This window comes from Pseudomonas entomophila (assembly GCF_029193575.1).
In the GTDB taxonomy this organism is placed as follows: domain Bacteria; phylum Pseudomonadota; class Gammaproteobacteria; order Pseudomonadales; family Pseudomonadaceae; genus Aquipseudomonas; species Aquipseudomonas entomophila_G.
On sequence record NZ_JARGCS010000007.1, the window covers coordinates 80119 to 105152 of the forward strand.

Sequence of the window (25034 nt, forward strand, 5' to 3'; positions counted from 1 at the left end):
GCAGGCTTGCCCCGCGATGGCGTCAGTGGCGACACCCTCAAACCGGTTTGGCGCCCATCAACCCGGCGATGGACAGGAAACACACGCCGCTGAACACCGCCAGCGCCAGGGTAAACCGCAAGCCGACCACCTCGGCCTTGCGCAGCCGGTTCAGGCGCACCAGCAACCACCAGACGGCCAGCGCGCCGAAGGTATACAGGATGCTGGAGGCCAGCACCCAGGCCTGACCCAGCGGCCAACCCACCAGGTGCACCAGCCACCAGCCGGTGAACGGCATGCTCACCAGGCACAGCCCCATCAACAGCCAGACGAACACCCGCGGCCGACGCAGCAGCTTGGCGTAGGCCTTGGCGTCGCCCTGGCGGCGTGTGCGCCAGGTCCAGATGGCCAGGCCCAGAGCGCCCAGCAGCAGCAGGGCGGTGGCGAGGATGTGCAGGGTTTTCAGGGTGGTGAGGTGGTCCATTGGGTTCCTCGCGCAGCGGTGGTGACATTACCGGCCCTATCGCGGGGCACGCCCCACAAGTTCAGCGCCGCCCCTGAGGACGCCACTGTACCTGTGGGAGCGGGCTCGCCCCGCGATGAGGCCGGCACTGAAGCAAGCGTAGCCGCTCAACCCAGGAACAGCTTGTACGCCGGGTTTTCGGTCTCGTCCCAATACGGGTAGCCAATCTTGGCCAGCGCCTCCGGCACCAGGTGACGCTCGTCGTCCGGCACCTGCAACCCCGCGACCACCCGGCCATCGGCCGCGCCATGGTTGCGGTAGTGGAACATCGAGATGTTCCAGCGCCCACCCAGCTTGTTGAGGAAATTGAACAGCGCCCCCGGCCGCTCGGGGAACTCGAAGCGCAGCACCAGTTCATCGCTGACGCCTACCGAATGGCCACCGACCATGTGACGGATATGCATTTTGGCCAGTTCGTTGTCGGTCAGGTCGGTGACCGGGAAGCCCTGCTCGGTCAATTGCTGCACCAGCGCGGCGCGCGGGTCGGTTTCCGGGTGGGTCTGCACGCCGACGAAGATGTGCGCTTCCTTGTCGGCGTGGTAGCGGTAGTTGAACTCGGTGATCTGGCGCTTGCCGATGGCTTCGCAGAAGGCCTTGAAGCTGCCCGGGCGCTCGGGAATGGTCACGGCGATGATCGCCTCGCGCTTCTCGCCCAGCTCGGAGCGCTCGGCCACGTGGCGCAGGCGGTCGAAGTTGACGTTGGCGCCAGAGTCGATGGCCACCAGGGTCTGCCCCGAAACCCCGTACAGCTCGACGTACTTCTTGATGCCCGCCACGCCCAAGGCGCCGGCAGGCTCGGTGATCGAGCGGGTATCGTCGTAGATATCCTTGATTGCCGCACAGATTTCGTCGGTACTCACGGTCACCACCTCATCCACGTGCAGCTTGCAGATGTCAAAGGTGTGCTGGCCGATCTGCGCCACCGCCACGCCATCGGCGAACAGCCCCACCTGCGGCAGCACCACGCGCTCACCGGCGGCCATGGCGGCCTGCAGGCAGTTGGAGTCGTCCGGCTCGACGCCGATCACCTTGATCTCCGGGCGCAGGTACTTCACATAGGCGGCGATGCCGGCGATCAGCCCGCCGCCGCCGACCGGCACGAAGATCGCATCCAGCCGGCCCGGGTGCTGGCGCAGGATCTCCATGGCCACGGTGCCCTGCCCGGCAATGGTGTGCGGGTCGTCGTAGGGGTGGATATAGACGTAGCCCTTCTCGTCCACCAGCTTCAGCGAATAGGCCAGCGCCTCGGGAAACGAGTCGCCGTGCAGCACCACCTTGCCGCCACGCGAGCGCACGCCCTCGACCTTGATCTCCGGGGTGGTCTTGGGCATCACGATGGTCGCCTTGATGCCCAGTTCGCGCGCCGCCAGCGCCACGCCCTGGGCGTGGTTGCCGGCCGACGCGGTGACCACGCCACGGGCCAGCTCCTCGGGGCTGAGCTGCGCCAGCTTGTTGTACGCGCCGCGGATCTTGAAGGAGAACACCGGCTGCAGGTCCTCGCGCTTGAGCAGGACCTGGTTGCCCAGGCGCTTGCTCAACTGCCCGGCGCTGTGCAGCGGGGTTTCGACCGCGACGTCGTAGACGCGCGAGGTGAGGATCTTCTTGACGTACTGTTCGAGCATCAGGGAAACATCGCAGGGCCGGGGGACAAGGCCTGGGAGTCTACCGCAGCGCTATGTCGGGCGACCACAGCAAAGCCGCGCGACTGGGTATACTACGCAACTTTGAAACCTCCCCCGCCCCTCTCGGAGCCCGCATGTCCCAGGACCAACTCAAACAGGCCGTCGCCCAGGCCGCCGTCGACTTCATTCTGCCCAAGCTGGGTGAGAAAAGCGTCGTCGGCGTCGGCACCGGCTCGACCGCCAACTTCTTCATCGACGCGCTGGCCCAGCACAAGACCGCCTTCGACGGCGCGGTCGCCAGCTCCGAGGCCACCGCCGCGCGCCTGAAGGCGCATGGCATCCCGGTCTACGAGCTGAACAGCGTCAGCGAGCTGGAGTTCTACGTGGACGGCGCCGACGAGAGCGATGCGCACCTGAATCTGATCAAGGGCGGCGGCGCGGCCTTGACCCGCGAGAAGATCGTCGCGGCAGTGGCCCGCACCTTCATCTGCATCGCCGACGCCAGCAAGCTGGTGCCGGTGCTCGGCGCCTTCCCACTGCCGGTCGAGGTGATCCCCATGGCCCGCAGCCACGTGGCGCGCCAGTTGGTCAAGCTGGGTGGCGACCCGGTGTACCGCGAAGGCGTGGTGACCGACAACGGCAACGTGATTCTCGACGTGCACAACCTGCAGATCACCAACCCGGTGGAGCTGGAAAGCCAGATCAATGCGATCGTGGGCGTGGTCACCAATGGCCTGTTCGCGGCGCGGCCGGCGGACTTGCTGTTGCTGGGGACGGCTGAAGGGGTGAAGACGCTGAAGGTCGAATAAGCAGGCCTGACGCAATCGCGGGGCAAGCCCGCTCCTGCATCTGCAGGAGCGGGCTTGCCCCGCGACAGGGCCCTGCAATTCAGCTACTCAACCGGCTGCTTGAACACATAGAACAGGTTCGGCTCACTCACCAGGTAGATGGTCCCCGCATCGTCCATCGCAATCCCTTCCGCCTGCGGCACCGTCTGCTTCAAGCCCTGAAACCCCTTGCGCAGCGACAGGGTGCTCAGCGGCCTGCCCTTCACATCCAGCTCCAGCACCAGGCGCGATTCATCCGACAGCGCCAGCAAGTGCCCGGTGCGCTCATCGAACTGCAAGCTCGACAGGTCGCGCACGAACAGCCGCGAATCGCGCTTCTGGTCCTGCACCACATGCACCGCGTAGGGTTGCTCAGGGTTGTCGTGGGGGAAGCCGTGCACCTCGTAGATCAGCATCGGGTCGCGCTCCTTGGCCACGAACAGGCGCTTGCCCGCCGAATCATAGGCCAGGCCCTCGAAACCCTTGTTGCCGTTCAGGCCGATGCCCAGGGTGAGCTGTTCGGCATCGTGGGCATCGAGGAACAGCGTGTCGTCGTCCAGGCGCACGCGAATCAACCGCTGCTGGCGCTCGTCGGTGATCACGTAGCTGTTGGGGCCGACGTATTCCACCGCCTCGGGGTCGCCGAAACCGGTCAGCGGCACGCGGCGCAGGATGCGCCCGTCCAGCGACAGCTCGATCAGCTCGGAGCGGGCGTTGGTGACGGTGAACAGGGTCTTGCGGTCAGGGTCGTAGGTCAGCGCCGAGATGTCGTCGTCCAGGCCTTCGATGGGCAGGGCTTCGATCACCACCTGGTAGCGGTCCAGGCCGATGCTTTGCTCGGCCGGCTGCCACCAGGTCTTGAGGTTGAACCAGCCGCGCTCGAACAGGCGGAATTCGTGGCCGGCGATGCCGAGCGCGAGCACCGTGGAGAGGCCGAGGAACAGCAGCAGCAAAGGCAGGCGGAGGTAGCGGCGCATGGGGGAGACTCGACGTGGGGGTGACGAATCTAAGCATGGACAGCTGAAGTAAAGCTTAATGCCATCATGTTTGGGATTGGGGTGGGTTCATCGCGGGGGCTCGCCCCGCGATGAGGCCCGCCAGCCCATCACTGCTTCTTGAACCGATAGAACAGGTCCGGCTCACTGACCATGTACAGGTTGCCCTCGTCGTCGATGGCCACGCCCTCGGCGCGTGGAACCCGGTCCTCCAGGCCGTTGAAGCCGCCCAGCAGGGTCATGAAGCTCACTTGCTCGCCATTCTCGTCCAGCTCCAGCAGCAGGTTGGAATCCGCCGACAACGCCAGCAGGTGCCCGGTGCGCGGGTCAACGCCCAGTGCGGACAGGTTGCGCAGGTCGAGTTCATCGTTGGGCAGCAGTTGCTTGTCGCCCGTCAACGGGCCACGGCCATCGGTGCTCCAGGTGAACAGCTTCGGCGGGCGCTCCTCGCCGATGATCAGCCGCTGGCGCAGCGGGTCCCAGGCCACCGCCTCGAAGCCCTTGTTGCTCTTGACCGACGCGCCCAGGTCATAGTGCTTGAAGTCGGCATGGTTCAGCGAAGTGGTGGCGGCATCGACCTTGACCAGCGTCAGGTCATGCCTGCGCTCGTCGACGATCGCCAACTGGCCGTTCTCCAGCGCGGCGACGCCCTCGGGGTTATCCCAGCCGACCAGGGGCATCTTGCGCAGCACGTCGCCATCGAGGGTCAGCTCGACCAGGAAGGGGTTCTTGCCCATGACCGCGAACAGGGTGCGGGTCTGCGGGTTGAAGGTCACGTCGGAGGCTTCGTCATCCTCCATGCCCGGCAGGCGCTTGGCGTCGATATCCACCACGTAGTCCGGCAGCCAGATGCTCTCCTGGCGCTCGGCGCTGCTTTCGAAGCGTTCCTTTATCCACAGCAGCCCACGGTCGTCCCAGTGCATGGCCACCGACAGGCCATAGGCGGCCACGGCGGCGAGGCCCAGCCAGGTCCTCCTGCGCAGAAAAGTACGGCGTTTCTTGGTTTCAGGCGGGAGGGAAGCACTGGACGGGACAGCCATGAAGGTTCCTCGGAACATGCCGAGTTATCCATGACACCGGCAAAATAAATGTTATTTCGCCCATTATCCGCATCGCTTGTGAAAAAAACGGTAAATCCGCCAAACGGTGGCAAAACGATGGCGACCTCGGTCGCCATCGTCGCAGGGGTCAGAGCACGCGGCTTTCGAACCGGCTGACGCCCGGAAGTTCCAGCACCAGTTCATCACCCGCGTTGAACGGGCCGACGCCGGCCGGGGTGCCAGTGAGGATCACATCGCCCGCCTGCAGCGAGAAGTGCGCGGCGATGTGCTGGATGATCGGCACGATCGGGTTGAGCATCAGCGCGCTGTTACCGTCCTGGCGCACTTCGCCGTTGATGGTCAGGCGGATGCCGATATCGGTCAGGTCTTCGAAACTGGCGGCGGAGACGAACGGCGGCAGCACGCAGGCGCCGTCGAAGCTCTTGGCCAGTTCCCACGGCAGGCCCTTCTCCTTGAGCTTGGCCTGAAGGTCGCGCAGGGTCAGGTCCAGGGCCGGCGCGAAGCCGGAGATGGCGTCGAGCACTTCTTCCTCGGAGGGCGAGGTCGACAGCGGTTTGCCCAGCAACACGGCGATTTCCGCCTCGTAGTGCACCGAACCACGCTCGCTCGGGATCTTGAAGCCGCCTTCCAGTGGCACCACGCAGCTACCCGGCTTGATGAACAGCAAAGGCTCGCTGGGGATGGGGTTGTTCAGTTCCTTGGCATGCTCGGCATAGTTGCGGCCGATGCACACCACTTTGCCCAGCGGGAAGTGGATGCGCGTGCCGTCTACGTACTGGTGCTGGTAACTCATGGGGCCGACTCCTCTGGATACTGCTTGGCTTATTCAGGTGCGAAGATCTTACCCGGATTCATGATGCCGTTCGGGTCGAACACCGCCTTTATCGCCTTCATGCAGGCGATTTCATCCGCCGAGCGGCTGTAGCCCAGGTAGTCGCGCTTGGTCATGCCCACGCCGTGCTCGGCGGAGATCGAGCCGTTGTAACGTTCGACGATCTCGAACACCCACTTGTTGACCTTGGCGCACGAGGCGAAGAACTCGTCCTTGCCCATGTGCTCGGGCTTGAGGATGTTCAGGTGCAGGTTGCCGTCGCCGATATGCCCGTACCAGACCACTTCGTAGTCCGGGTAATGGGCGGTGACCACGGCGTCGATGTCGCGCAGGAACGCCGGCACCTTGGAGACGGTGACGGAGATGTCGTTCTTGTAGGGTGTCCAGTGCGAGATGGTCTCGGACAGGTACTCGCGCAGCTTCCACAGGTTCTTCAGCTGGGTCTCGCTCTGGCTCATCACGCCATCGAGCACCCAGCCCTGCTCGACGCAATGCTCGAACAGCGCCAGCGCCTGGTTGGCCACTTCCTCAGTGCTGGCCTCGAATTCCAGCAGGGCGTAGAACGGGCACGGGGTGTCGAACGGCGGCGGCACGTCGCCACGGCCCATGATCTTGGCCAGGCCCTTGTCGGAGAAGAACTCGAAGGCCGTCAGGTCGAGTTGGCCCTGGAAGGCGTGCAGCACCGGCATGATCGAGTCGAAATCCGGCGTGCCCAGCACCATCGCGGTGAGGTTGCGCGGGGCGCGGTCCAGGCGCATGGTCGCCTCGACCACGAAGCCCAGGGTGCCCTCGGCGCCGATGAACAGCTGGCGCAGGTCGTAGCCGGTGGCGTTCTTGATCAGGTCGCGGTTCAGTTCGAGCAGCTCGCCCTTGCCGGTGACCACCTTCAGGCCGGCCACCCAGTTGCGCGTCATGCCATAGCGAATCACCTTGATCCCGCCGGCGTTGGTGCCGATATTGCCGCCAACCTGGCTGGAGCCGGACGAGGCGAAGTCCACCGGGTAATACAGGCCCTGCTCTTCGGCGAACTGTTGCAACTGGCGGGTGACCACCCCCGGCTGGCAGGTCACGGTGCGGTCGAAGGCGTTGAAGCCGAGAATCTGGTTCATGTAGTCGAAGGCCACCACCACCTCGCCGTGGGCGGCCACCGCCGCGCCAGACAGCCCGGTGCGCCCGCCGGACGGCACCAGCGCGACCTTGTGGCGGTTGGCCCAGGCGACGATGGCCTGGACCTGCTCGACGGTCTTGGGGAACACGATGGCGCTGGGGGCGGGTGGGTAGTGCTTGGTCCAGTCCTTGCCGTAGGCCTCCAGGGAGGCGGGGTCGGTGAGGACCTTGCCAGGGTCGACCAAGGTCATCAGCTCATCAATTACCGCGGAGTGGGTCATCGGCAGAACTCTCGAACTATTCATAGTCACCCTGAGCACTCTTCACCTGTCGGGATAAGCTCAGACGGTGTCGCGTATGCTAGCATAGCCCTCCCGTCGTTCGTGCTAAGGCCCGACGCCGCGCCGCTTTGCCCCCCTCGCCATTTTTTCTCCGGGATACAGGTTTACGCAGATGAGCAAGACTTCTCTCGACAAGAGCAAGATCAGGTTCCTTCTTCTCGAAGGCGTCCACCAGAACGCGGTGGATACCCTCAAGGCTGCCGGGTACACCAACATCGAGTACCTCACTGGCTCACTGCCGGACGCAGAACTGAAGGAAAAGATCGCAGATGCCCACTTCATCGGCATCCGCTCGCGCACCCAACTGACCGAAGAGGTCTTTGATTGCGCGAAGAAACTGGTCGCGGTCGGCTGTTTCTGCATCGGCACCAACCAGGTCGACCTGAACGCGGCCCGCGAGCGCGGCATCGCGGTGTTCAACGCACCGTACTCCAACACCCGCTCGGTGGCCGAGCTGGTGCTGGCCGAAGCCATCCTGCTGCTGCGCGGCATCCCCGAGAAAAACGCCTCCTGCCACCGTGGCGGCTGGATCAAGAGCGCGGCCAACTCGTTCGAGATCCGTGGCAAGAAGCTGGGCATCGTCGGCTACGGCTCGATCGGCACCCAGCTGTCGGTGCTGGCCGAAAGCGTGGGCATGCAGGTCTACTTCTTCGACCCGCTGACCAAGCTGCCGCTGGGCAACGCCACCCAGGTCACCAGCCTGAACGAACTGCTGGGCCTGGCCGACATCGTCTCGCTGCACGTGCCTGAGCTGCCATCCACCCAGTGGATGATCGGCGAGAAGGAAATCCGCGCGATGAAGAAGGGCTCGATCCTGATCAACGCCGCCCGTGGCACCGTGGTCGAGCTGGACCACCTGGCCAACGCGATCAAGGACAAGCACCTGATCGGCGCCGCCATCGACGTGTTCCCGGTCGAGCCGCGCTCCAACGACGAAGAGTTCGAAAGCCCGCTGCGCGGCCTGGACAACGTGATCCTGACCCCGCACATCGGCGGCTCCACCGCCGAGGCCCAGGCCAACATCGGCCTGGAAGTGGCCGAGAAGCTGGTCAAGTACAGCGACAACGGCACCTCCGTGTCGTCGGTCAACTTCCCGGAAGTGGCCCTGCCGGCGCACCCGGGCAAGCACCGCCTGCTGCACATCCACGAAAACATCCCAGGCGTGCTCAGCGAGATCAACAAGGTGTTCGCCGAGAACGGTATCAACATCTCCGGTCAGTTCCTGCAGACCGACGAGAAAGTCGGTTACGTGGTGATCGACGTCGACGCCGAGTACTCGGACCTGGCCCAGGAGAAACTGCAACACGTGAAGGGCACCATTCGTTCGCGCGTGCTGTTCTGAGCTTGATTGCAGTGTGAAAGAGGGAGGCCCGGGTGGCCTCCCTTTTTTGTCTGGGCGGGCCTCATCGCGGGACAAGCCCGCGCCTACAGGTACGGCGCCGTTCTGCACGTTGGCGGTGAACCTGTAGGAACGGGCTTGCCCTGCGGTAGGGCCGGTCAATACCCCCAAGATCCGGCGGTCTTGCGCCGAAACCCACCCCACCCCGCCAGCCCGACAGCCACAACCACCAACCCCGCCGCCACCAGGAAAGTCAGGCTGAACGCCGCCGCCACCTGCCCACTCCCCGCGTGCGCCACCTCCCGCGAGCCCAATGCGACCGAGAACAACCATGGCATCAACGACGCACCGGCCATGAACCCGAGGTTGCGCGACAACCCCAGCAACCCCGACAGCACGCCCCGCTGCGCATCCGCCGCCCCCAGCATCACCGCCGTGTTGTTCGCCGTCAGGAACAGCTGGAACCCCGGCGTCAACAGCACCAGCCCGAGCACGTAACCCGCCACCCCGAGCCCACGCGGCAGGCTGGCCAGGCACACCAGGCCGACGATCGTCTGCACCAGGCCCAACAGCAGCGCACGACGGGCGCCGAGGCGGTCCACCAGGCGCCCCGCCGGCACCCCCGACAGCGCCGCGACCAACGGCCCCACCGCCATCACCAGCCCGGTCAGGGCGACCTTCAGACCCAGCCCGAAGGTCAGGAAGAACGGCCCCACCACCAAGGTGGTCATCATCACCGTCGACAACAGCAGGTTCATCATCAACAACCTGCGCAGCTGCCCATCGCGCAAAGGCGCCAGGGACAACAGCGGCCCGGGCGCTGCCTGGCGCGTCGCGACCGGCACGGCCCACGCCACCAGCAACCCGACCCCGGCGCCCAACCCGCCCAGCAGCACGAACGCCGCCCGCCAGCCCACCCCCTCGATCAACAGGCCGCCCAGCGAAGGGCCCAACGCGGTGCCCAGGGCCGACATCGTGGCGAACAGCCCCATCGCCGAACCGGTCCGCGCCTGGCCCACCACCTCCCGCGCCATCGACAGCGGCAGGGCCATCAGGATCGCGCCGCCAACACCCTGCACCGCGCGGCCGGCGATCAACACGCCCAGCGTCGGCGCCGCCGCGCAAAGCAGCGAGGCGAGGCCGAACAGCGCCAGGCCAGCCAGCAGCACCCGGCGGTGGCCATGCATGTCGCCGAGCCGACCGGCGAGCACGATGGTGACGGTGATCGACACTAGGTACGCCAGCACCACCCACTGCACCGCGTCGACCGGTGCGCTGAACGCCTGTGCCAAGGTCGGCAGGGTGACAGTGACGATGCTGATGCCCAACGACGCCAGCAACGTCGCCGCTGCCAGTGCGCCGAGGGCGGGTGAGGAGGTGTCTTGCAACGAGGTGGCCATAGCGTGCTCCCTTGCCGGAAATACGGGGTGGCACCTACTATGCAACTTGAAGTCAACTTGAGGTCAAGCCATGCCACTCATCGACATTGGCGAGCTGTCCAGGCTCAGTGGCGTCCCGCCATCGGCGCTGCGCTACTACGAGGCCGTGGGGTTGATCCGCTCGCGCGGTCGGCACGGGCTGCGTCGGCAATACGGCGAAGAGACACCCACCCAGCTGGCGCTGATCGCCCTGGGCAAGGCGGCGGGGTTCTCGCTGGAGGAGATCAAGGGCATGTTCGGCGAGCATGGCGCGCCGGACCTGCCACGCCCAACGCTGCTGGCGCGGGCCGACGCGCTGGACCAGCAGATCGCCCGCCTGGCCGCGCTGCGCGACACGCTGCGGCATGTGGCCGAGTGCCCGGCACCCAGCCATATGCAATGCCCGAAGTTCAAGAAGCTGCTGCGTCAGGCACAACGCGGGGGTTGAGGGGGCTGCGTTGCAGCCCTAGGCATCACTGCACATTCACGGTGATGGTCTTCGACTCGACGCTCGGCTTGAACGGCACGTGATACTGGTCACCCAGCACCAGTTGCAGGGTGTGCTTGCCCGGGGTCAGGGTCAGGCTCACTTCGGTCTGCGCCTTGCCGAAGTGCAGCACCTGCGGCCCCGCCGGCAGCGGCTGGTTGCCCTCGGGCAGCAGGCTGGTGGGCAGCGGCTGGTCAGCGGCCGGGGCCTTGTCGACGTCCACCAGCAGGTGGTGGTGGCCGGTATGCGGGGTCTGGTCACCCGCAGGCTTGAGCGCCATGCCCTCGATGCCGAACTTGACCGTGAAGGTCTTGTCGACCGTCGCGCCATCGGCGGGGGAAACGATGAAGACCTTGGCGCCCTCCGGTGGCTGCTGGCTCTTCAGTGCATCCGCGGCGCTGGCGACCAGCGACACGCCCATCAGCAGGCCGGCGACGGCGGCACGCGAAACGAGGCTTTTCATTCACTTCTCCTGTATTCCATGGCAGTTGCCCCACCCGCGCAAAACCGCGCCGGGGGTACTTCACCATAGTCCAGATGCGGCGCCCGAGGTTCACCCGCGCGGGCAGAAAAATTTCTGCCACGGCGCAAACCTTAGTAAGGTCCTGGGGTCATAGGCTGCGTTCGACCGGGCAGAGGAAAAAGCCACGGCGAATGACATTCACCTGCCAAAGAAGAAAGGGGCACTCATGCGTTTGACCATTGGCGTACTACTGGGGGTACTGCTCAGTCCATTGGCCCAGGCCGAGCTGATCGACGAAATCAACGACCGCGGCGAACTGCGCATTGCCGTGCAGGCCGACACCGCGCCCTACGCCTTCAAGGAAAACGAGCACCTGACCGGCTTCGACATCGAGCTGGGCCAGGCGCTGGCCAAGGAACTGGACCTGCGCGCCGAATTCATCGAAGCCCCCGCCGCCGAGCTGCTGCCTGGCGTGGAAAGCGGCAAGTACGATATCGCCCTGGACCCGTTCGAAGGCGACAAGCAGCTGGATGCGGCCCTGGACATGAGCGAAGCCTATGGCCGCGATGCCCGGGTGATTCCGTTCCAGAAGGACAACCCGGCGTTCGAGAGCGCGGTCAACAACGCCCTGCAGCGGATCAAGGACGACGGGCGCATGGCCGCACTGGAAGACAAGTGGCTCAAGGCCGAGCAGCAGGCCGCCGAGGGCCAGTGATGCCGGGGCCGCTGTGCGGCCCCCGCGCTACACCCCGCCGTCCAGCGCCACCCTCGCCTCTTCCAGCTCCAGCTCACTGAACACCAGCACCCCCTCGCGCCGCAGCAGCGCCGTGGTCACCCCTTCCCCCGCCACCTTCACCCCACCGAACGTGCCGTCATAGGTCACCCGATTACCGCACGACGGGCTGCCCGCCTTGAGCACCGCGACGCGGATGCCGTGCCGACGCACCAGCGCCAGTGCCTGCCGCGCGCCGGCGAGAAACGCCGCGCTGACATCCTCGCCGCCGACCGTCAGCACCTGCGCCTGGCCATCGAGCACCGCCCCGCCCTGCCCACCCGGAATCTCCGCAGGCGGGCGCGGCGTCGGCAGCCCACCGGCCACCTCCGGGCACAACGGCACGACCCGCCCTTCGGCCTGCCAGCGTTGCAACAGGTCGGGGTGGCCACTGGCGCGCCCGTCGTAGCGCACCGGCTGGCCCAGCAGGCAGGCGCTGACCAGCACCTTGGGCAATTCAGAACGGGTCGTTGCCACGACGGCGGAACCAGCCGGTCAGCGACAGGCGTTCACGCCCGGCCGCCAGCACTTCGTGGGGAATGTCAGCCGAGAGGAACGCGACCAGGCAGCCGGCCAGCGGCTGCACATCGTGGGCCACGTCACCGTCGAGGAACATGCGCAGTTGGCCGCCGTCTTCCGGCTGCCAGTCTTCGTTGAGGTAGAGGATCACCGACACCGCGCGCCGGTCGTCGTCGCGAAAACGGTCCAGGTGGCGGCGGTAGAAGGCCCCCGGCGGGTACAAGGCGAAGTGGCACTCGTAGTCTTCCAACCCCAGGTACAGGCCTTGGTTGAGCGCCTGGCGCAAGCCGTCCATCGCCGCCAGGTACTGGTCGCAGGCTACGGACTGGCCGGGTTCGAGCCACTGGATGCGGTCGCCGCGGATCGCCTCGCGCACCTCCTGGCCATCACCGCGCCCCACGCTGGCGGGGCGGATGGCGCGCAGGCGGCATTCGTCCGCGAGGGTGCGCAGCAGCTCGACGGGCAGAAACAGCGACTGCTGCGTCCAGCCACGCTCGGCGAGGTCGTCGACGATGCGCGCGTGCATCGAATCTTCAGGTGAGGTGTGCATGGCGCGCATAGTAGCCACTCGTTGATGAAACCAACAGCGCCGCCTGGCCGCCAACCGTCACTGGCGGCTCGACAAAGCCCCGCCACGCCAAGACAATAGCGGCCTGCCGACAGGAGTCCTGAATGCGCCGTTTGTTTTCCCTGCTTCTGCTGATGATCTGCACCATGCCTGTCTGGGCAGACAGCCTCGACCAGCTCTACAAGGCCGCCGGCTGGCCCGACCAGCGCGCCCACTTCAACGATGCCATCGGTGCCGCGCAGCAGCGCTACCGCAATAGCCTGCCGCCGTCGGTGTACCAGGCCTTGGTCAACAACAGCAGCCAGCGCTTCGAAGCCCAGGCCATGGACCGCCGTGCCCAGGCGCAACTGCGCGCCAACCTGAAGAACCCGGCACCGGCGCTGGCGTTCTTCCAGTCGCCGCTGGGGCGCAAGGTAGTGGCCGCCGAGCTGCTGGCCACGCGCAAGGACCAGTTGGCGAAGAACGCCAAGGGCCTGCCGAAGGTCCCGGCCAGCGACACCCGCCAGTTGATCATCGGCCACCTGGCCCAGGCCCTGCCCGCCCGTGAGGCGGGCGCCGAGGTCAGCCTGGCGATCGCCGGGGTGGCCGCCGACAGCCTCAGCTCGATGCTGCCCGGCCTGCTCGGCGCTGGCCAGGCCCAGGGCCTGGTGGATGGCCAGCGCCAGCGCCTGATGGAGCAGATCGGCGAAGACCTGAACAACACCCTGCTGTACGTCTACCGCGACCTCTCCGACGCCGAGCTGGAGGAGTTCGCCACCTTCGCCGAGTCGCCGGAAGGCCAGGCCTACTACAAGGCCGCCGTGGCCGCCGTGCGCGCGGGCCTGGCGGTCGGCCAAAGCGGCAGCGACCTCAAGCAGTGATCAGGCCAGACGCTGGTCGATGAACGCCAGGTAACGCTCGCGGATGCCCGGCAGCTCGTTGGCCAGGTGGTGGCGGGCTTCGGGCAGCATCAGGATCTGCGGCTCGGCGAACTTGGCCTTGAGCACCTCGAGGTTGTAGCGCCAATCCACCGTGCCGTCGGCCTCGCCTTGCACGATCAGCGGCTGGCGCGAACTGCGCGGCGCCGCCTCGATACGCTTGATCCATTCCACCAGCGCCCCCACCCAGGCCGTCGGCAGGCGCCGCGGTTGCAGCGGGTCGGCCTGCAGGAACGGCAGGAACGCCGGGTCGTTGCTGTTCTCGCTGAAACGCCGCTCGATGCCATCGACGAAATGGCGCAGCACCCAATAGCTGAGTTTCGACCAGTGCCAATCTCGCGGCCGCACCAGTGGTGCCAGCAGGATCACCTGGCCATCCACCGGGCTGTGGCTGCCGGCGTGCAGCAGGTGGTCGACGGCGATCGCGCCGCCCGTGCTCTGCCCACACAAATGCCAGCGGCGTGGCAGGTCTAGCGCGCGGGCCTGTTCGAACAGCGCCTCGAGGGTGTGCTGGTAGGCGGCGAAGTCGGTGATGCTGGCGCGCTCGCCGCTGGACAGGCCATGACCCGGCAGGTCGCAGGCGACCACTGCGAAGCGCTGGCCCAGGGCCCATTCGACCAAGTGCCGGTACAGCCCCATGTGGTCGTAGTAGCCGTGCAGCAGGAACAGGGTGGCCACCGGCGCAGGCGGCAGCCACACCTGCCCGACCAGCGCGAACCCCGCCGCCTGGAAGCCGCCCAGCCAGCTGCTGGCGGGCAGGTCGAGGCCGTAGAAGCGCTGGTAGTCGCGGGCCTGGGCCGACAACGGCTGGCGAGCCGCCAGCGGTGCGAGGCTGGCGCGCAGCAGGTCGGGGTGAAAGGGTGCAGGCATCGATACATCCAGAGTGTCACAAGCATTGATCTGCGATATTCAGCTCTGCGCCCAGCCATGGCAAGCTGGCGTCCCTTGCAGGAGCGGGCTGACCCCGCGCCTGAGGGGTTGCGTCGTTTTCAGTGGAATCACCATGCGAATCGTCACCACACTGCTCGCCACCCTGCTCTGCGCCGCCGCCCTGTGGTGGGCCTACGACAGTTTCCAGGCCCGCTACCTGCGCCCGTTCGACGACCAGGCCACGCTGTTCGACGGCAGCCAGCTGCGCCTGCCCGCCGACCTCGCCGGCCCCGGCCCGATCCGCGTGGTGCACTTCTGGGACCCCGCCTGCCCGTGCAACGTCGGCAACCAGCAGCACCTGGGCGAGCTGCTCGAACATTTCGCCCCGCTCGGCGTGACCTTCCACGTGCTGCAAAAACCCGGCAGCCACGGCCAGCTCCCGGCCAACCTCACCGCGCTCCAGCCCCTGGCCGCGCTCCCCGGCAGCGAACACCTGCCCGCCACCCCCGCCGTGGCCATCTGGGACCGCAACGGCGATCTCGCCTACTTCGGCCCCTACAGCGAAGGCGCGGTGTGCAATTCCAGCAACAGCTTCATCGAACCAGTCCTCAAGGCCCTGCTCGATGGCCGCCGGGTGCAGGTCTCCAACACGTTGGCCATCGGGTGTTATTGCCCCTGGAGGCAAACCAGCCTGCCATAGATAGCTACAGCAGACGCCCAGGCGAGGATCCCTAGGGTGGCGACATACAGAAAAGGAGACCCTGTATGTCGCAAAGAACCCCATTGGATCTACCCCAGTCCCATGTAAGGGACACGTTCCCAAGACCGCCCACCACCCTGCATTTCGGCCCCAATATCTTCTGGAGCCATAACCGGATCCCCCCGCACTACCTGACCTCGACGTTTCGCCCCGGTCACCTGGTGATCGACCTGGTCCCCCGGATCGAGGGGGACAAGCAACAGGTCCAGCAGGAGCACGAGCAGCTCCTGGCTGGCCTGGATGCACAGCTGGAGCACGCGATCGCTGCCCGAGCGGGCTCCCTGGCGGGGCTCAGCGAGATCACCGGCCTGGAGCGCCGGATCACGGCGGTCGAGCAATTGCGCAGCGAGTATCAGGTTCGCCAGCAGAGCGTGTCACAGCAGGCCAACCACTTCTTCGGCGGCGACCCCGTGCATCGCAGCTTCGAAGACTTCGTGGCCATCACTCGACAAACCAACGCCGCCGCCGACCCTCGCCAGGCCTGGCTGGCTTCCTATCGCGCGGCATTCGAGGCCAAGCGACTGAAGCTGACGGTGGCCAAGCTGACCGGCAGACGCGCCAAGCTGCAAACCGAGCATTCCAACGCCAAGTATCGATCCCGCCAGCGCGACAGCATCAACCGACTGATCAACCAAGTCGAATCGAGACTCAACCAGTCGCTTGAAAACCGACACGACTACCAGGCCAGCAAGGAAGCGATGAGTCAGCTCCTGACTGCCTTCCAGCGTCATGCCCAAGACGATGTCGCTGAACCCGCCGCACTTGCCCACTCACAGGCGCTCGAGACGGAAACGTCCGACCTGATTCGGGCACGCGCAGCGCTGCGTAAGCAGACCTTCCTGACGGACCTCAACGCCAAGCTTCTCCAGTCGACCCCGGCCAGCCTGGATCACGCGCTGCGCTTCGAAAAGCCCTACGCCCCGATCGAGCGCAAGGGTGAGCTGATCCAGCTCAAGCATCGGATCAGTGACTACAGCAACCAGCATCGAACCACCTGGCCCTCGGAGAAAGCCTCCAGCGACATCCTCGAAGCGCAGGCCAGGCAAGCCATCAGTGCGGCGTTCGAAGAGCAGCTGTACCTGTCCACGCTTTCCGGGCGCACCCCCAGCAATACCCCCGTCACCTTCAATGCCTGGAGCGCCAGCACCACCCACCCCCTGATCCTGGCGACCACACGGGGCGCGGTGACGCACTTCGAAGCGATCTGGGCCGCCTTTGCCCAGAGCCTGGGCAAGGCCGCGCTGACCCTGCTGAGCCAGGCCGCACTGGGGGCCATGAGGTACGCCCCGCTGATGCTTTACTCCGCCCGCCTGGGTGACGGCGAACGCATGGGTGTGAGCGTACCTCTGGCGTCGATGACGCCGGGCGCCGACCTCACCCACGACGCCAACCGCCGGGCCGGGCAAACCCTCGAATTGCCGCTACGCATGAATGCGGTACCTGCGGGCGAGGAGACGGAGGTCTACCTCGCGGCGACCGACGGCAGTGGCGTGCTGCGCGATGTCCGTGTGCGCCAAGCCCAGTGGGACCCAGGGCAAGGCGCGTATCGCTTCACCACCGAAGGGCCTGGCGGCGCGACCCTGCTCTGGCACCCGGCAACACCGCCCAGCAGCCTGGACACCTACGACCCCGAAACCGGTAACGCCATCCCGGCGCTGCCCATCGTGGAAGACCTGCAGAAACACTACCCCGGCAGCATCCAAGTGCCCCGCGAGCCGGAGATCCGCACCTTCCCGGCCACCCCTGACGCGGACATCGACGACTACGTCATCATCTTCCCGGCCGATTCGGGGTTGGCGCCGATCTACGTGATGCTGCGCAATCCGCGGAAGATCCCCGGGTACAGCAGTGGCGCAGGGCAACTGACCTCGGATCGATTCCTGGAGGGCGCAATCACACCGGAAGGGGCGCCGATTCCTTCACGCATTGCGGAAAAGCTAACCGGGCGGTGGTATGCGGAGTTCGATAGGCTCAGGGAGGCGTTTTGGAAGGAAGTGGCGGCGGATTCAGCGTTCAGTATGCATTTCACCCAAGGTAATCTTGCGAGAATGGGGGCTGGCCTGGCTCCACGGTCACCAGGCGCCGAGCGCGTGGGAAAACGTACCTCATTTGAGTTGCACCATATCAACGCAGTGGCCAATGGCGGAGCGGTGTACGACTTAGACAATATTGTCGTTATGACCCCCCGCAAGCACATTGATCATCACAGCAAGAGGACTTCCGAATGACCGATAAACATAGACTGGAGGAATTCACCGAAGTCGAATTTCTGGAGCTCATTAGAGAGTTCTTCGAAAATCGAACCACTCTGACAGGCGACGCATTCGGGCGATATCTTGACGACTTGGTGTTTCGGTTTGAAGAAATCACGGAAAACCCGCTCGGTTCCGACCTCATCTACTACCCAGGCGAAGGGGCCGACGACAGCCCAGCAGGCGTGCTAGAGCGCGTCAAGCAATGGCGCGCCGCCAACGGCAAACCCGGCTTCAAGCCTGCTTGAAGAAAAGCCCTGCGGCCTCCACCGCAGGGCTTTTGCTTATCCCCTCACCCGCGCCGGGTTGCCCACCACCACCGCCCCGGCCGGCACATCGCGGGTCACCACGCTGCCGGCGCCGACCACCGCGTTGTCGCCAATGGTCACCCCCGGCAGGATGATCGCCCCGCCGCCGATCCACACGTTATTGCCAATCGTCACCGGCCGCCCGCTTTCCAGCCCCGTGCGCCGCACTTCAGGGTCCATCGGGTGGTCGGCGGTGTAGATCTGCACCGCCGGGGCGATCTGGCAGTCCTCGCCGATGTGCACCGGCAGCACGTCGAGGATCACCACGTTGAAGTTCATGAAGGTGTTCTTGCCAACGCTGATGTTGTAGCCGTAGTCGCAGAAGAACGGCGGGCGGATCACCACGCCCTCGCCGACGCTGGCGAAATGCTCGGCCAGCAGTGCATGGCGACCGTCGTTGAGCAGCTCGGCGCTGTGGTTGTAGCGCTGCATCCAATGCTTGTTGGCGATCTGCTCCGCTTGCAGCTCGGGGCAGGCGGCGTGGTAGAGCTGACCCGCCAGCATTTTCTGTTTTTCGCTCAAAGACATGGAAACTCCTTAATGAGGGCTACTCTCAATTCGTTTTTACACCGATGATCGGACCACATTTCTTCCGCGAATGCACAAGAGGAGCCCTATGAAGCGCAGCCTGACCCTGCTGGCCATCGTCGTCGCCGTGGCCGCTGGCGCCGGATACTGGTACGTGCACAGCAAGCTGCCGCAGCGCGAGGGCGAGGTGAAGATCACCGGCCTGTCGGCGCCGGTCAGCGTGCGCTATGACGCCCGCGGCGTGCCGCACCTGCAAGCGCAGAACGAACCGGACCTGTACCGCGCCCTGGGCTACGTGCACGCCCAGGACCGCCTGTTCCAGATGGAACTGGTGCGCCGCCTGGCGCGCGGCGAGCTGGCCGAGGTGCTGGGCAAGAAGCTGGTGCCCACCGACACCCTGTTCCGCAGCCTGCGCATCCGCGAGCAGGCCGCACAGATGGCCCAGCGCCTGGATCACCAATCGCCCGCCTGGCAGGCCCTGCAAGCCTACCTTGACGGGGTGAACGCCTGGCAGGCCAGCCACCCCAAGCCGGTGGAGTTCGACATCCTCGGCATCCCCGAACGCCCGTTCACCGCCGAAGACACCCTGAGCATCGCCGGCTACCTGGCCTACAGCTTCGCCGCCGCGTTCCGCACCGAGCCGGTGATGACCTATATCCGCGACCAGCTCGGCCCGGAGTACCTGAAGATCTTCGACCTCGACTGGCAGCCCGACGGCGCCCTGCGCCCGGCCCTGGCCGAGGCCGACTGGCGCAGCCTGGAAGGCCTGGCGCAACTGAGCCACCAGGCGCTGGGCGATGCCGGCATCCCGCAGTTCGAGGGCAGCAACGCCTGGGCCGTGGCCGGCAGCCGCACACGCAGCGGCAAGCCGCTGCTGGCCGGCGACCCGCACATCGGCTTCGCCGTGCCGGCGGTGTGGTACGAGGCCGAGCTGTCGGCACCGGGCTTCAACCTCTATGGCTACTTCCAGGCCCTGAACCCCTTCGCCCTGCTCGGTCATAACCGCGATTTCGGCTGGAGCCTGACCATGTTCCAGAACGATGACGTCGACCTGGTCGCAGAAAAGACCAACCCAGCCAACCCCGACCAGGTGATGATCAACGGCCAATGGCAGGCACTGGAAAAGACCGAGCAGCAAATCGCGGTCAAGGGCGAAGACCCGGTGACCATCACCTTGCGCCGCTCGCCCCACGGCCCGATCGTCAACGAGGTGCTGGGCCAGACCGCTGGCGCCACGCCGATCGCCATGTGGTGGGCGTTCCTGGAAACCGAGAACCCGATCCTCGATGCCTTCTACCAGGTCAACCGCGCCGACACCCTGGGCAAGATGCGCGAGGCGGCGGCGAAGATCCAGGCGCCGGGCCTGAACCTGGTGTGGGCCAACGCCCGTGGCGACATCGGCTGGTGGGCGGCGGCGCAGCTGCCGATCCGCCCGGCCGGGGTCAACCCGACGTTCATCCTCGACGGCAGCAGCGGCCAGGCCGAAAAGACCGGCTTCTACCCGTTCAGCGCCAACCCGCAGCAGGAGAACCCGCCCAGCGGCTACATCGTCTCGGCCAACTACCAGCCGCCAGCGGCGATGCCCATCCCCGGCTACTACAACCTGCCCGACCGTGGCCGCCAGCTCGACCGCCAGCTCGCCGACCCGCAGGTGAAGTGGGACGTGCACAACAGCCAGGCGCTGCAACTGGACACCAGCACCGACTACGGCCCACGCACCCTGGCGCCGCTGCTGGCGACGCTGCGCGAGGTGGCCGAGGGCGACCAACAGAAGGAGCTGGTCGAGCAACTCGCGGCCTGGCGCGGCGACTACCCGCTGGACTCGACCAGCGCCACGCTGTTCAACCAGTTCGTCGACGAGTTGACCTTCGCCGCGTTGCACGACGAGCTGGGCGACACCTGGTTCCCGGTGCTGACCAGCACGCGGGTGATCGACGCCGCCCTGCCGCGCCTGACCGCCGACCCCGACTCGCCATGGTGGAACGTGCGCGGCAGCCACGAACGCACCGACCGCACCAGCGTCGTGCGCCTGGCCTGGCAGCGGACCCTGGCGAACCTGCGCGAGGCCTTCGGCGACGACCCGGCCAGCTGGCAGTGGGGCAAGGCCCACACCCTGACCCACAACCACCCGCTGGGGCAGCAGAAGCCGCTGAACCTGATCTTCAACGTCGGCCCGTTCCCGGCGCCGGGCACCCATGAGGTGCCGAACAACCTGTCCGCGCCGATCGGCCCGGCGCCGTGGGCGGTCAACTACGGGCCGTCGACCCGGCGCCTGATCGACTTCGCCGATGCCGGGCAGGCGCTGAGCATCAACCCGGTCGGGCAGAGCGGCGTGCCGTTCGACAAGCACTATGCCGACCAAGCGCGGGACTACATCGAAGGGCGCTACCAAAAGGCGCAGATGGGAGTGATTCCGGCGCAAAGCACGCTGCGCTTGGTGCCGTGACGCAATGAGGGCCTATCGCGGGGCAAGCCCGCTCCAGTTACCCCGCTGCCCCTGAGGACGGCGAGGCACCAAGGAGCAGGCTTGCCCCGCGATAGGTTTCACAACCTTTCACAGCCAATCCGGTTACCCTGACGCCCCCTCTTTTTTCCATGAGGCCCTCTCATGCAAAAGCATTTCATCGAGATCGACGGCGCACGGATGAGCTATGTCGACCAAGGCCAGGGTTTCCCTGTGCTGCTGGGCCATAGCTACCTGTGGGACGCGGCCATGTGGCAACCGCAGATCGATGCCCTGTCGCGACACTTCCGTGTGCTGGTGCCCGAGCTCTGGGGCCACGGCGACTCCGACGCGCCACCGGCGAGCACCACCGACATGAGCGCTTTGGCGCGCCAACACCTGGCGTTCCTCGATGCCCTGGACATCCCGCGCTGCCACCTGGTCGGCCTGTCGGTCGGCGGCATGTGGGGCGCGCAGCTGGCGGTGGAGCACCCGGAGCGGGTCGATCGCCTGGTGCTGATGGACACCTACCTCGGCGCCGAGCCCGACGCCACCCGCCTGAAGTACTTCGGCCTGCTGGACGCGGCCAAGGCGGCGGGGTTCTTCCCCGACCCGTTGCTGGACATCGTGGTGCCGATCTTCTTCCATGCCGAAGGCCAGACCGTGCCGCAGGTACGCGAGCGCTTCCGCGCACAACTCAAGGCCAGCAGCGCCGAAACCATCCGCGAAAGCCTCGCCCCGATGGGCCGGGTGATCTTCGGCCGGCCCGACCTGCTGGCGCGCCTGGGCGACCTGGCGGCGGAGCGGACCATCGTGGTGTGTGGCGACCAGGACATTCCGCGACCGCCGAGCGAGGCGAATGAGATGGCGCGGATCATCGGCTGCCTGGCGGCGCAGATTCCCTACGCAGGGCATATCTCCAGCCTGGAGAACCCCAAGGTGGTGAACGAGTTCCTGTTGAACTGGTTGCCGCGTAACGGCTGATGGCCCTATCGCGGGGCAAGCCCGCTCCTGCAAGGATCGCGCGACCCTTGCCGGAGCGGGCTCGCCGCGCGATGGGCCCTCAGCTCAACCCTGCCACTTGCCGCCTTCGACGATCACGCTCTCCGGCTTGGTCTCGTCGCTCAGCTCCTTGCGCACGTACTGGTCGTACAGCTTGAGCAGGAACTTCTCCTCGCCCAGCTTGGCCAGCTCGGCATTCACCCAGTCACGCAGCTCGGTATTGCCCTTCTTCACCGCCGGCGCGATCGGCGCTTCATCCCCCAGCAACTCCGGCAGCACGCGGTAGCCCGGGTTCTGCTTGGCCCAGCTGAACAGGATCAGGTTGTCCTGGGCATAGGCATCGCCCCGGCCATTGGCCAGCGCCTGCAACGATTCGCTGTTCTTCTCGAACTTCAGCAGCTTCCAGTCCGGGTGGTTCTTGGTCAGCCAGATGTCGGCGGTGGTGCCGGTGGTGACGATGATGGTCTTGTCGGCCAGGTCGTCGAGCTTCTGCACCGCGCTGCCCTCGGCGACGATCGCCTGCACTGCCACGCGCAGGTTGGGGTTGGTGAAGTCCACCGCTTCCTTGCGCTCGGGGGTCACGGTCATGTTGGCGAGGATCAGGTCGACCTTGTCGCTTTGCAGGAACGGAATGCGGCTGGCCGGCTCCACGGCGACGAACTCGACCTTGTTCTCATCGCCCAGCAGGTCCTTGGCGAAGCGTCGGCCGATGTCGGTGTCGAAGCCGACATAGCGGCCGCTGGCATCGACGAAGCCAAACGGCGGCTTGTCGGTGAACACGCCGACGATCAGCTTGTCGCGCGCCTTGATGGTTTCCAGGTAGCTGGTGGCGGGGCTGGTCGAGGACGGCTTGGCCGCGTCCTGGGGCTTGTCGCAACCAGCCAGCAAGGCCAGGCCGAGCAGCGGCGCCAGCAGTTTGGTGAAGTGGGCAGTTTTCATGACAGTTCCTTTATCAATGTCTTCGGCAGGCTTTCGACGTAGGAGAATTTCTCCAGGAACTGCTGCGCGCGTGCGGTCCGCGGTTGGGTGAAGAAACTCTCGGGGTCGTTTTGTTCAAGGATCCTGCCGGCCTCCATGAACACGATGCGGTCGGCCACCGCGCGGGCGAAGGCCATTTCGTGGGTGACGATGAGCAGGGTCATGCCGTCGCGGGCCAGGCCCTGGATCACCTGCAGCACTTCCTTGACCATCTCCGGGTCCAGGGCCGCGGTGACTTCGTCGAACAGCATCACCTGGGGGTTCATGCACAGCGAGCGGACGATGGCGATGCGCTGCTGCTGGCCACCGGACAACTGCCGCGGGTAAGCGTCGCGCTTGTCCGCCAGGCCCACCCGCGCCAGCAGCGCCTCGGCCTGCGCCTGGGCTTCGGCGCGCTGGCGCTTCTGCACCTTGAGCGGGCCGAGCAGCACGTTGTCGAGCACGGTCATGTGGCCGAACAGGTGGTAGCTCTGGAACACCATGCCCACCCGCTGACGCACCTGGCGCCAGTCGGTGGCCGCGCTCAACAGCTCCTGGCCCTCGAGACGCAGATGGCCGCTGTGCGCCTCCTCAAGGCCGTTCAGGCAACGCAGCAGGGTGCTTTTGCCACAGCCGCTGGGGCCGAGGATCACCACCACCTCGCCGGCCTGCACGTGCAGGTCGATGTCCTTGAGCACCGGGTGCTCGCCGAAGCATTTGTTGAAACCCTGGAATTCGATCAGTGCGCTCATGAGTGGGCCCAGCGGCGTTCCAGCGCGCGCGAGGCGGCGGAAAGCGGGTAGCAGACGAAGAAGAAGAACAGGAACAGCGCGCCGTAGATCAGCACCGATTCGTAGGTGCGCTCGATGATCTGCTGGCCGGCCTTGATCACCTCGACCACGCCGATCAGCACCGCCAGCGAGCTGGTCTTGATGATTCGCGTGTAGAGGTTGATGGTCGGCGGGGTCATGCGCTTGAGCGCCTGGGGCAGCAGCACATGCACATACAGTTGCCAGCCCGACAGCCCGATCGACAGCCCCGCCTCGCGCTGCCCGCGCGGCAGCGAACGCAGCGCACCGCGCACCACCTCGCCCACTTCGCTGGCGCCCCACAGGCTCAGCACCAGCACCGCGCACCAGAAGCTGGGGATGCTCAGCGAGAAGAAGATCGGCAGGCCGAAGAACACCAGGTACAGCCACACCAACACCGGGATCGCGCGAAACAGCTCCAGGTACACCAGCAGCGCCAGGTTCAACGCGCGCTTGCCGAGGCTTGCCAGCACCCCGTAGAGCACCCCGCCGAGGGTGGCGAAGACGATGCCCAGCGCCGAGATGGCCAGGGTCTGCCCGGCGCCCTTGGCCAGTTGCGGCAGCGAGATCAGCAGCAGCTCAATTGCCGAACTGGCCATGTTGCAGCCTCCTTTCCAGGTAGCGCAGCAGCAAGGAGAGTGGCAGGAACAGCAGCACGCACAGCAGCGTCAGCACGGCCAGCATCTCGTAGGTCTTGTAGTACAGGGCGATGTAGTTCTTGGTGGTGTAGAGGATTTCCGGCACCGCCACGGCGGAGACCACAGTGGTCTCCTTGAGCAGGAAGATGAAGTTGGCGAACAGCGCCGGCAGGCTGAGGATGCCGGCCTGGGGCAGGATCACATGGCGCAGCAACTGGCCTTCGGACAAGCCGATGGAGCGGCCGGACTCGAGCTGCGCGCGCGGCACCGCCTCGACCCCAGCGCGCAGCACCTCGGTGAGGTAGGCGCCGCCCATGAAGGTCATGGTGATGATCGCGGCGGCGAAGCCGGAGACCTTGATGCCAAGGGTCGGCAGGGCGAAGTAGACGAAGAACAGCTGGATCAGCAGCGGGGTGTTGCGGGCCAGTTCCACGTAGCCTTTCACCGCGCGCCACAGGTAGGGGGTACGCAGCACCAGCACGGTGGCGTTGATCACGGCGACCAGCAGCGAGGTGGCGATGGCGAGCAGGCCCACCTGCAGGGTCACACCCACGGCCTTGAAGAAGGCGGGCAAGGTGCTGAGCATGAAAGCGCTGTCGAAGGTCATGGACGGCTCCACGACGTGCAAATGCGGGGGTACGGCATGGCAAGGCTCTCAGGGCGGCGCGAGGGTGGCTCGGCGTCGGTCTCGAAGATG

26 protein-coding genes are annotated in these 25034 nt (G+C 66.0%); 10 read left to right on the plus strand and 16 right to left on the minus strand.

Annotated features, from left to right (window positions below; translation table 11 throughout):
- Window positions 1-37: 37 nt before the first annotated feature.
- The gene (locus P0Y43_RS01420) at window positions 38-463 is read right to left on the minus strand and encodes a DUF2269 domain-containing protein (RefSeq protein WP_275635509.1); all 426 of its coding nucleotides are present in this window, start codon (window positions 461-463) and stop codon (window positions 38-40) included.
- A 146-nt stretch (window positions 464-609) separates the two neighbouring features.
- Window positions 610-2124 carry a threonine ammonia-lyase, biosynthetic gene (gene ilvA, locus P0Y43_RS01425; RefSeq protein WP_275635510.1) on the minus strand — a complete coding sequence of 505 codons (1515 nt, stop codon included), beginning with the start codon at window positions 2122-2124 and terminating at the stop codon, window positions 610-612.
- A gap of 134 nt (window positions 2125-2258) precedes the next feature.
- On the opposite strand from ilvA, the gene rpiA reads away from it, so the two are divergent.
- The gene (rpiA, locus tag P0Y43_RS01430) at window positions 2259-2933 is read left to right on the plus strand and encodes a ribose-5-phosphate isomerase RpiA (RefSeq protein ID WP_275635511.1); all 675 of its coding nucleotides are present in this window, start codon (window positions 2259-2261) and stop codon (window positions 2931-2933) included.
- Between the two features lie 83 nt (window positions 2934-3016).
- On the opposite strand, the gene P0Y43_RS01435 is transcribed toward rpiA, so the two are convergent.
- From P0Y43_RS01435 to P0Y43_RS01450, 4 genes are all read right to left on the minus strand, one after another.
- On the minus strand, window positions 3017-3928 hold the full coding sequence (locus P0Y43_RS01435) for an SdiA-regulated domain-containing protein (RefSeq protein WP_275635512.1): 912 nt from the start codon (window positions 3926-3928) through the stop codon (window positions 3017-3019).
- Window positions 3929-4056: 128 nt separating this feature from the next.
- Window positions 4057-4986: an SdiA-regulated domain-containing protein gene (locus tag P0Y43_RS01440; RefSeq protein WP_275635513.1), complete on the minus strand. Its 930-nt coding sequence runs from the start codon at window positions 4984-4986 to the stop codon at window positions 4057-4059.
- A gap of 148 nt (window positions 4987-5134) precedes the next feature.
- Window positions 5135-5800: a fumarylacetoacetate hydrolase family protein gene (locus P0Y43_RS01445; RefSeq protein ID WP_275635514.1), complete on the minus strand. Its 666-nt coding sequence runs from the start codon at window positions 5798-5800 to the stop codon at window positions 5135-5137.
- A 29-nt stretch (window positions 5801-5829) separates the two neighbouring features.
- Entirely contained in the window at window positions 5830-7227 is a 1398-nt protein-coding gene (locus P0Y43_RS01450) for an FAD-binding oxidoreductase (RefSeq protein ID WP_275635515.1), read from the minus strand.
- 172 nt (window positions 7228-7399) lie between these two features.
- On the opposite strand from P0Y43_RS01450, the gene serA reads away from it, so the two are divergent.
- Window positions 7400-8629 carry a phosphoglycerate dehydrogenase gene (serA, locus tag P0Y43_RS01455; protein WP_275635516.1) on the plus strand — a complete coding sequence of 410 codons (1230 nt, stop codon included), beginning with the start codon at window positions 7400-7402 and terminating at the stop codon, window positions 8627-8629.
- A gap of 155 nt (window positions 8630-8784) precedes the next feature.
- On the opposite strand, the gene P0Y43_RS01460 is transcribed toward serA, so the two are convergent.
- The gene (locus P0Y43_RS01460) at window positions 8785-10026 is read right to left on the minus strand and encodes an MFS transporter (protein ID WP_275635517.1); all 1242 of its coding nucleotides are present in this window, start codon (window positions 10024-10026) and stop codon (window positions 8785-8787) included.
- Window positions 10027-10096: 70 nt separating this feature from the next.
- Here P0Y43_RS01460 and P0Y43_RS01465 point away from each other — a divergent pair, with 70 nt between their 5' ends.
- Complete coding sequence (locus P0Y43_RS01465) at window positions 10097-10492, plus strand: helix-turn-helix domain-containing protein (protein ID WP_275635518.1); 396 nt, start codon at window positions 10097-10099, stop codon at window positions 10490-10492.
- A 25-nt stretch (window positions 10493-10517) separates the two neighbouring features.
- Here the strand turns inward: P0Y43_RS01465 and P0Y43_RS01470 are convergent, their stop codons facing one another.
- Window positions 10518-10994: a DUF4399 domain-containing protein gene (locus P0Y43_RS01470; RefSeq protein WP_275635519.1), complete on the minus strand. Its 477-nt coding sequence runs from the start codon at window positions 10992-10994 to the stop codon at window positions 10518-10520.
- A gap of 226 nt (window positions 10995-11220) precedes the next feature.
- Between P0Y43_RS01470 and P0Y43_RS01475 the strand changes: the two genes are divergently transcribed.
- Window positions 11221-11709, plus strand: coding sequence for a substrate-binding periplasmic protein (locus tag P0Y43_RS01475; protein WP_275635520.1), 489 nt, complete (start codon window positions 11221-11223; stop codon window positions 11707-11709).
- Window positions 11710-11736: 27 nt separating this feature from the next.
- Here P0Y43_RS01475 and P0Y43_RS01480 read toward each other — a convergent pair whose 3' ends face one another.
- The gene (locus P0Y43_RS01480) at window positions 11737-12243 is read right to left on the minus strand and encodes a DUF523 domain-containing protein (RefSeq protein ID WP_275635521.1); all 507 of its coding nucleotides are present in this window, start codon (window positions 12241-12243) and stop codon (window positions 11737-11739) included.
- Window positions 12224-12844, minus strand: coding sequence for a 2OG-Fe(II) oxygenase (locus P0Y43_RS01485; protein ID WP_275635522.1), 621 nt, complete (start codon window positions 12842-12844; stop codon window positions 12224-12226). Before P0Y43_RS01485 ends, P0Y43_RS01480 begins: the two co-directional genes overlap by 20 nt.
- Before the next feature lie 113 nt (window positions 12845-12957).
- Here P0Y43_RS01485 and P0Y43_RS01490 point away from each other — a divergent pair, with 113 nt between their 5' ends.
- Window positions 12958-13713, plus strand: a complete 756-nt coding sequence (locus P0Y43_RS01490) for a DUF2059 domain-containing protein (protein WP_275635523.1) — start codon at window positions 12958-12960, stop codon at window positions 13711-13713.
- Here the strand turns inward: P0Y43_RS01490 and P0Y43_RS01495 are convergent, their stop codons facing one another.
- Window positions 13714-14640: an alpha/beta hydrolase gene (locus P0Y43_RS01495; protein ID WP_275635524.1), complete on the minus strand. Its 927-nt coding sequence runs from the start codon at window positions 14638-14640 to the stop codon at window positions 13714-13716.
- 133 nt (window positions 14641-14773) lie between these two features.
- Here P0Y43_RS01495 and P0Y43_RS01500 point away from each other — a divergent pair, with 133 nt between their 5' ends.
- The 3 genes from P0Y43_RS01500 to P0Y43_RS01510 all read left to right on the plus strand — a co-directional run bounded on the left by P0Y43_RS01500 (window position 14774) and on the right by P0Y43_RS01510 (window position 17900).
- Entirely contained in the window at window positions 14774-15340 is a 567-nt protein-coding gene (locus P0Y43_RS01500; protein ID WP_275635525.1) for a DUF6436 domain-containing protein, read from the plus strand.
- A 65-nt stretch (window positions 15341-15405) separates the two neighbouring features.
- The gene (locus tag P0Y43_RS01505; protein ID WP_275635526.1) at window positions 15406-17628 is read left to right on the plus strand and encodes an S-type pyocin domain-containing protein; all 2223 of its coding nucleotides are present in this window, start codon (window positions 15406-15408) and stop codon (window positions 17626-17628) included.
- Complete coding sequence (locus P0Y43_RS01510) at window positions 17625-17900, plus strand: bacteriocin immunity protein (protein ID WP_275635527.1); 276 nt, start codon at window positions 17625-17627, stop codon at window positions 17898-17900. The genes P0Y43_RS01505 and P0Y43_RS01510 overlap by 4 nt, the downstream gene beginning before the upstream one ends.
- 36 nt (window positions 17901-17936) lie before the next feature.
- On the opposite strand, the gene P0Y43_RS01515 is transcribed toward P0Y43_RS01510, so the two are convergent.
- Complete coding sequence (locus tag P0Y43_RS01515; RefSeq protein ID WP_275635528.1) at window positions 17937-18488, minus strand: sugar O-acetyltransferase; 552 nt, start codon at window positions 18486-18488, stop codon at window positions 17937-17939.
- Between the two features lie 88 nt (window positions 18489-18576).
- Here P0Y43_RS01515 and P0Y43_RS01520 point away from each other — a divergent pair, with 88 nt between their 5' ends.
- Together P0Y43_RS01520 and P0Y43_RS01525 are read left to right on the plus strand one after the other, a co-directional pair.
- The gene (locus tag P0Y43_RS01520) at window positions 18577-20934 is read left to right on the plus strand and encodes a penicillin acylase family protein (RefSeq protein WP_275635529.1); all 2358 of its coding nucleotides are present in this window, start codon (window positions 18577-18579) and stop codon (window positions 20932-20934) included.
- Window positions 20935-21096: 162 nt separating this feature from the next.
- On the plus strand, window positions 21097-21915 hold the full coding sequence (locus tag P0Y43_RS01525) for an alpha/beta fold hydrolase (protein WP_275635530.1): 819 nt from the start codon (window positions 21097-21099) through the stop codon (window positions 21913-21915).
- Between the two features lie 84 nt (window positions 21916-21999).
- Here P0Y43_RS01525 and P0Y43_RS01530 read toward each other — a convergent pair whose 3' ends face one another.
- Genes P0Y43_RS01530 through P0Y43_RS01545 form a run of 4 tightly spaced genes read right to left on the minus strand, consistent with a single transcriptional unit; the run spans window position 22000 to window position 24944 of the window.
- On the minus strand, window positions 22000-22872 hold the full coding sequence (locus tag P0Y43_RS01530) for a transporter substrate-binding domain-containing protein (RefSeq protein WP_275635531.1): 873 nt from the start codon (window positions 22870-22872) through the stop codon (window positions 22000-22002).
- A complete protein-coding gene (locus P0Y43_RS01535) occupies window positions 22869-23642 on the minus strand; it encodes an amino acid ABC transporter ATP-binding protein (RefSeq protein ID WP_275635532.1) in 774 nt (257 codons plus the stop codon). Before P0Y43_RS01535 ends, P0Y43_RS01530 begins: the two co-directional genes overlap by 4 nt.
- Entirely contained in the window at window positions 23639-24298 is a 660-nt protein-coding gene (locus P0Y43_RS01540) for an amino acid ABC transporter permease (protein ID WP_275635533.1), read from the minus strand. Before P0Y43_RS01540 ends, P0Y43_RS01535 begins: the two co-directional genes overlap by 4 nt.
- The gene (locus P0Y43_RS01545) at window positions 24279-24944 is read right to left on the minus strand and encodes an amino acid ABC transporter permease (protein WP_275635534.1); all 666 of its coding nucleotides are present in this window, start codon (window positions 24942-24944) and stop codon (window positions 24279-24281) included. The genes P0Y43_RS01540 and P0Y43_RS01545 overlap by 20 nt, the downstream gene beginning before the upstream one ends.
- Window positions 24945-25034: the final 90 nt, after the last annotated feature.

Bases quoted from the DNA above. Each gene is read 5' to 3' on its own strand.
- P0Y43_RS01420 (WP_275635509.1), bottom strand. From the start codon at position 463: ATGGACCACCTCACCACCCTGAAAACCCTGCACATCCTCGCCACCGCC.
- ilvA (WP_275635510.1), bottom strand. From the start codon at position 2,124: ATGCTCGAACAGTACGTCAAGAAGATCCTCACCTCGCGCGTCTACGAC.
- rpiA (WP_275635511.1), top strand. From the start codon at position 2,259: ATGTCCCAGGACCAACTCAAACAGGCCGTCGCCCAGGCCGCCGTCGAC.
- P0Y43_RS01435 (WP_275635512.1), bottom strand. From the start codon at position 3,928: ATGCGCCGCTACCTCCGCCTGCCTTTGCTGCTGCTGTTCCTCGGCCTC.
- P0Y43_RS01440 (WP_275635513.1), bottom strand. From the start codon at position 4,986: ATGGCTGTCCCGTCCAGTGCTTCCCTCCCGCCTGAAACCAAGAAACGC.
- P0Y43_RS01445 (WP_275635514.1), bottom strand. From the start codon at position 5,800: ATGAGTTACCAGCACCAGTACGTAGACGGCACGCGCATCCACTTCCCG.
- P0Y43_RS01450 (WP_275635515.1), bottom strand. From the start codon at position 7,227: ATGACCCACTCCGCGGTAATTGATGAGCTGATGACCTTGGTCGACCCT.
- serA (WP_275635516.1), top strand. From the start codon at position 7,400: ATGAGCAAGACTTCTCTCGACAAGAGCAAGATCAGGTTCCTTCTTCTC.
- P0Y43_RS01460 (WP_275635517.1), bottom strand. From the start codon at position 10,026: ATGGCCACCTCGTTGCAAGACACCTCCTCACCCGCCCTCGGCGCACTG.
- P0Y43_RS01465 (WP_275635518.1), top strand. From the start codon at position 10,097: ATGCCACTCATCGACATTGGCGAGCTGTCCAGGCTCAGTGGCGTCCCG.
- P0Y43_RS01470 (WP_275635519.1), bottom strand. From the start codon at position 10,994: ATGAAAAGCCTCGTTTCGCGTGCCGCCGTCGCCGGCCTGCTGATGGGC.
- P0Y43_RS01475 (WP_275635520.1), top strand. From the start codon at position 11,221: ATGCGTTTGACCATTGGCGTACTACTGGGGGTACTGCTCAGTCCATTG.
- P0Y43_RS01485 (WP_275635522.1), bottom strand. From the start codon at position 12,844: ATGCGCGCCATGCACACCTCACCTGAAGATTCGATGCACGCGCGCATC.
- P0Y43_RS01490 (WP_275635523.1), top strand. From the start codon at position 12,958: ATGCGCCGTTTGTTTTCCCTGCTTCTGCTGATGATCTGCACCATGCCT.
- P0Y43_RS01495 (WP_275635524.1), bottom strand. From the start codon at position 14,640: ATGCCTGCACCCTTTCACCCCGACCTGCTGCGCGCCAGCCTCGCACCG.
- P0Y43_RS01500 (WP_275635525.1), top strand. From the start codon at position 14,774: ATGCGAATCGTCACCACACTGCTCGCCACCCTGCTCTGCGCCGCCGCC.
- P0Y43_RS01505 (WP_275635526.1), top strand. From the start codon at position 15,406: ATGTCGCAAAGAACCCCATTGGATCTACCCCAGTCCCATGTAAGGGAC.
- P0Y43_RS01510 (WP_275635527.1), top strand. From the start codon at position 17,625: ATGACCGATAAACATAGACTGGAGGAATTCACCGAAGTCGAATTTCTG.
- P0Y43_RS01515 (WP_275635528.1), bottom strand. From the start codon at position 18,488: ATGTCTTTGAGCGAAAAACAGAAAATGCTGGCGGGTCAGCTCTACCAC.
- P0Y43_RS01520 (WP_275635529.1), top strand. From the start codon at position 18,577: ATGAAGCGCAGCCTGACCCTGCTGGCCATCGTCGTCGCCGTGGCCGCT.
- P0Y43_RS01525 (WP_275635530.1), top strand. From the start codon at position 21,097: ATGCAAAAGCATTTCATCGAGATCGACGGCGCACGGATGAGCTATGTC.
- P0Y43_RS01530 (WP_275635531.1), bottom strand. From the start codon at position 22,872: ATGAAAACTGCCCACTTCACCAAACTGCTGGCGCCGCTGCTCGGCCTG.
- P0Y43_RS01535 (WP_275635532.1), bottom strand. From the start codon at position 23,642: ATGAGCGCACTGATCGAATTCCAGGGTTTCAACAAATGCTTCGGCGAG.
- P0Y43_RS01540 (WP_275635533.1), bottom strand. From the start codon at position 24,298: ATGGCCAGTTCGGCAATTGAGCTGCTGCTGATCTCGCTGCCGCAACTG.
- P0Y43_RS01545 (WP_275635534.1), bottom strand. From the start codon at position 24,944: ATGACCTTCGACAGCGCTTTCATGCTCAGCACCTTGCCCGCCTTCTTC.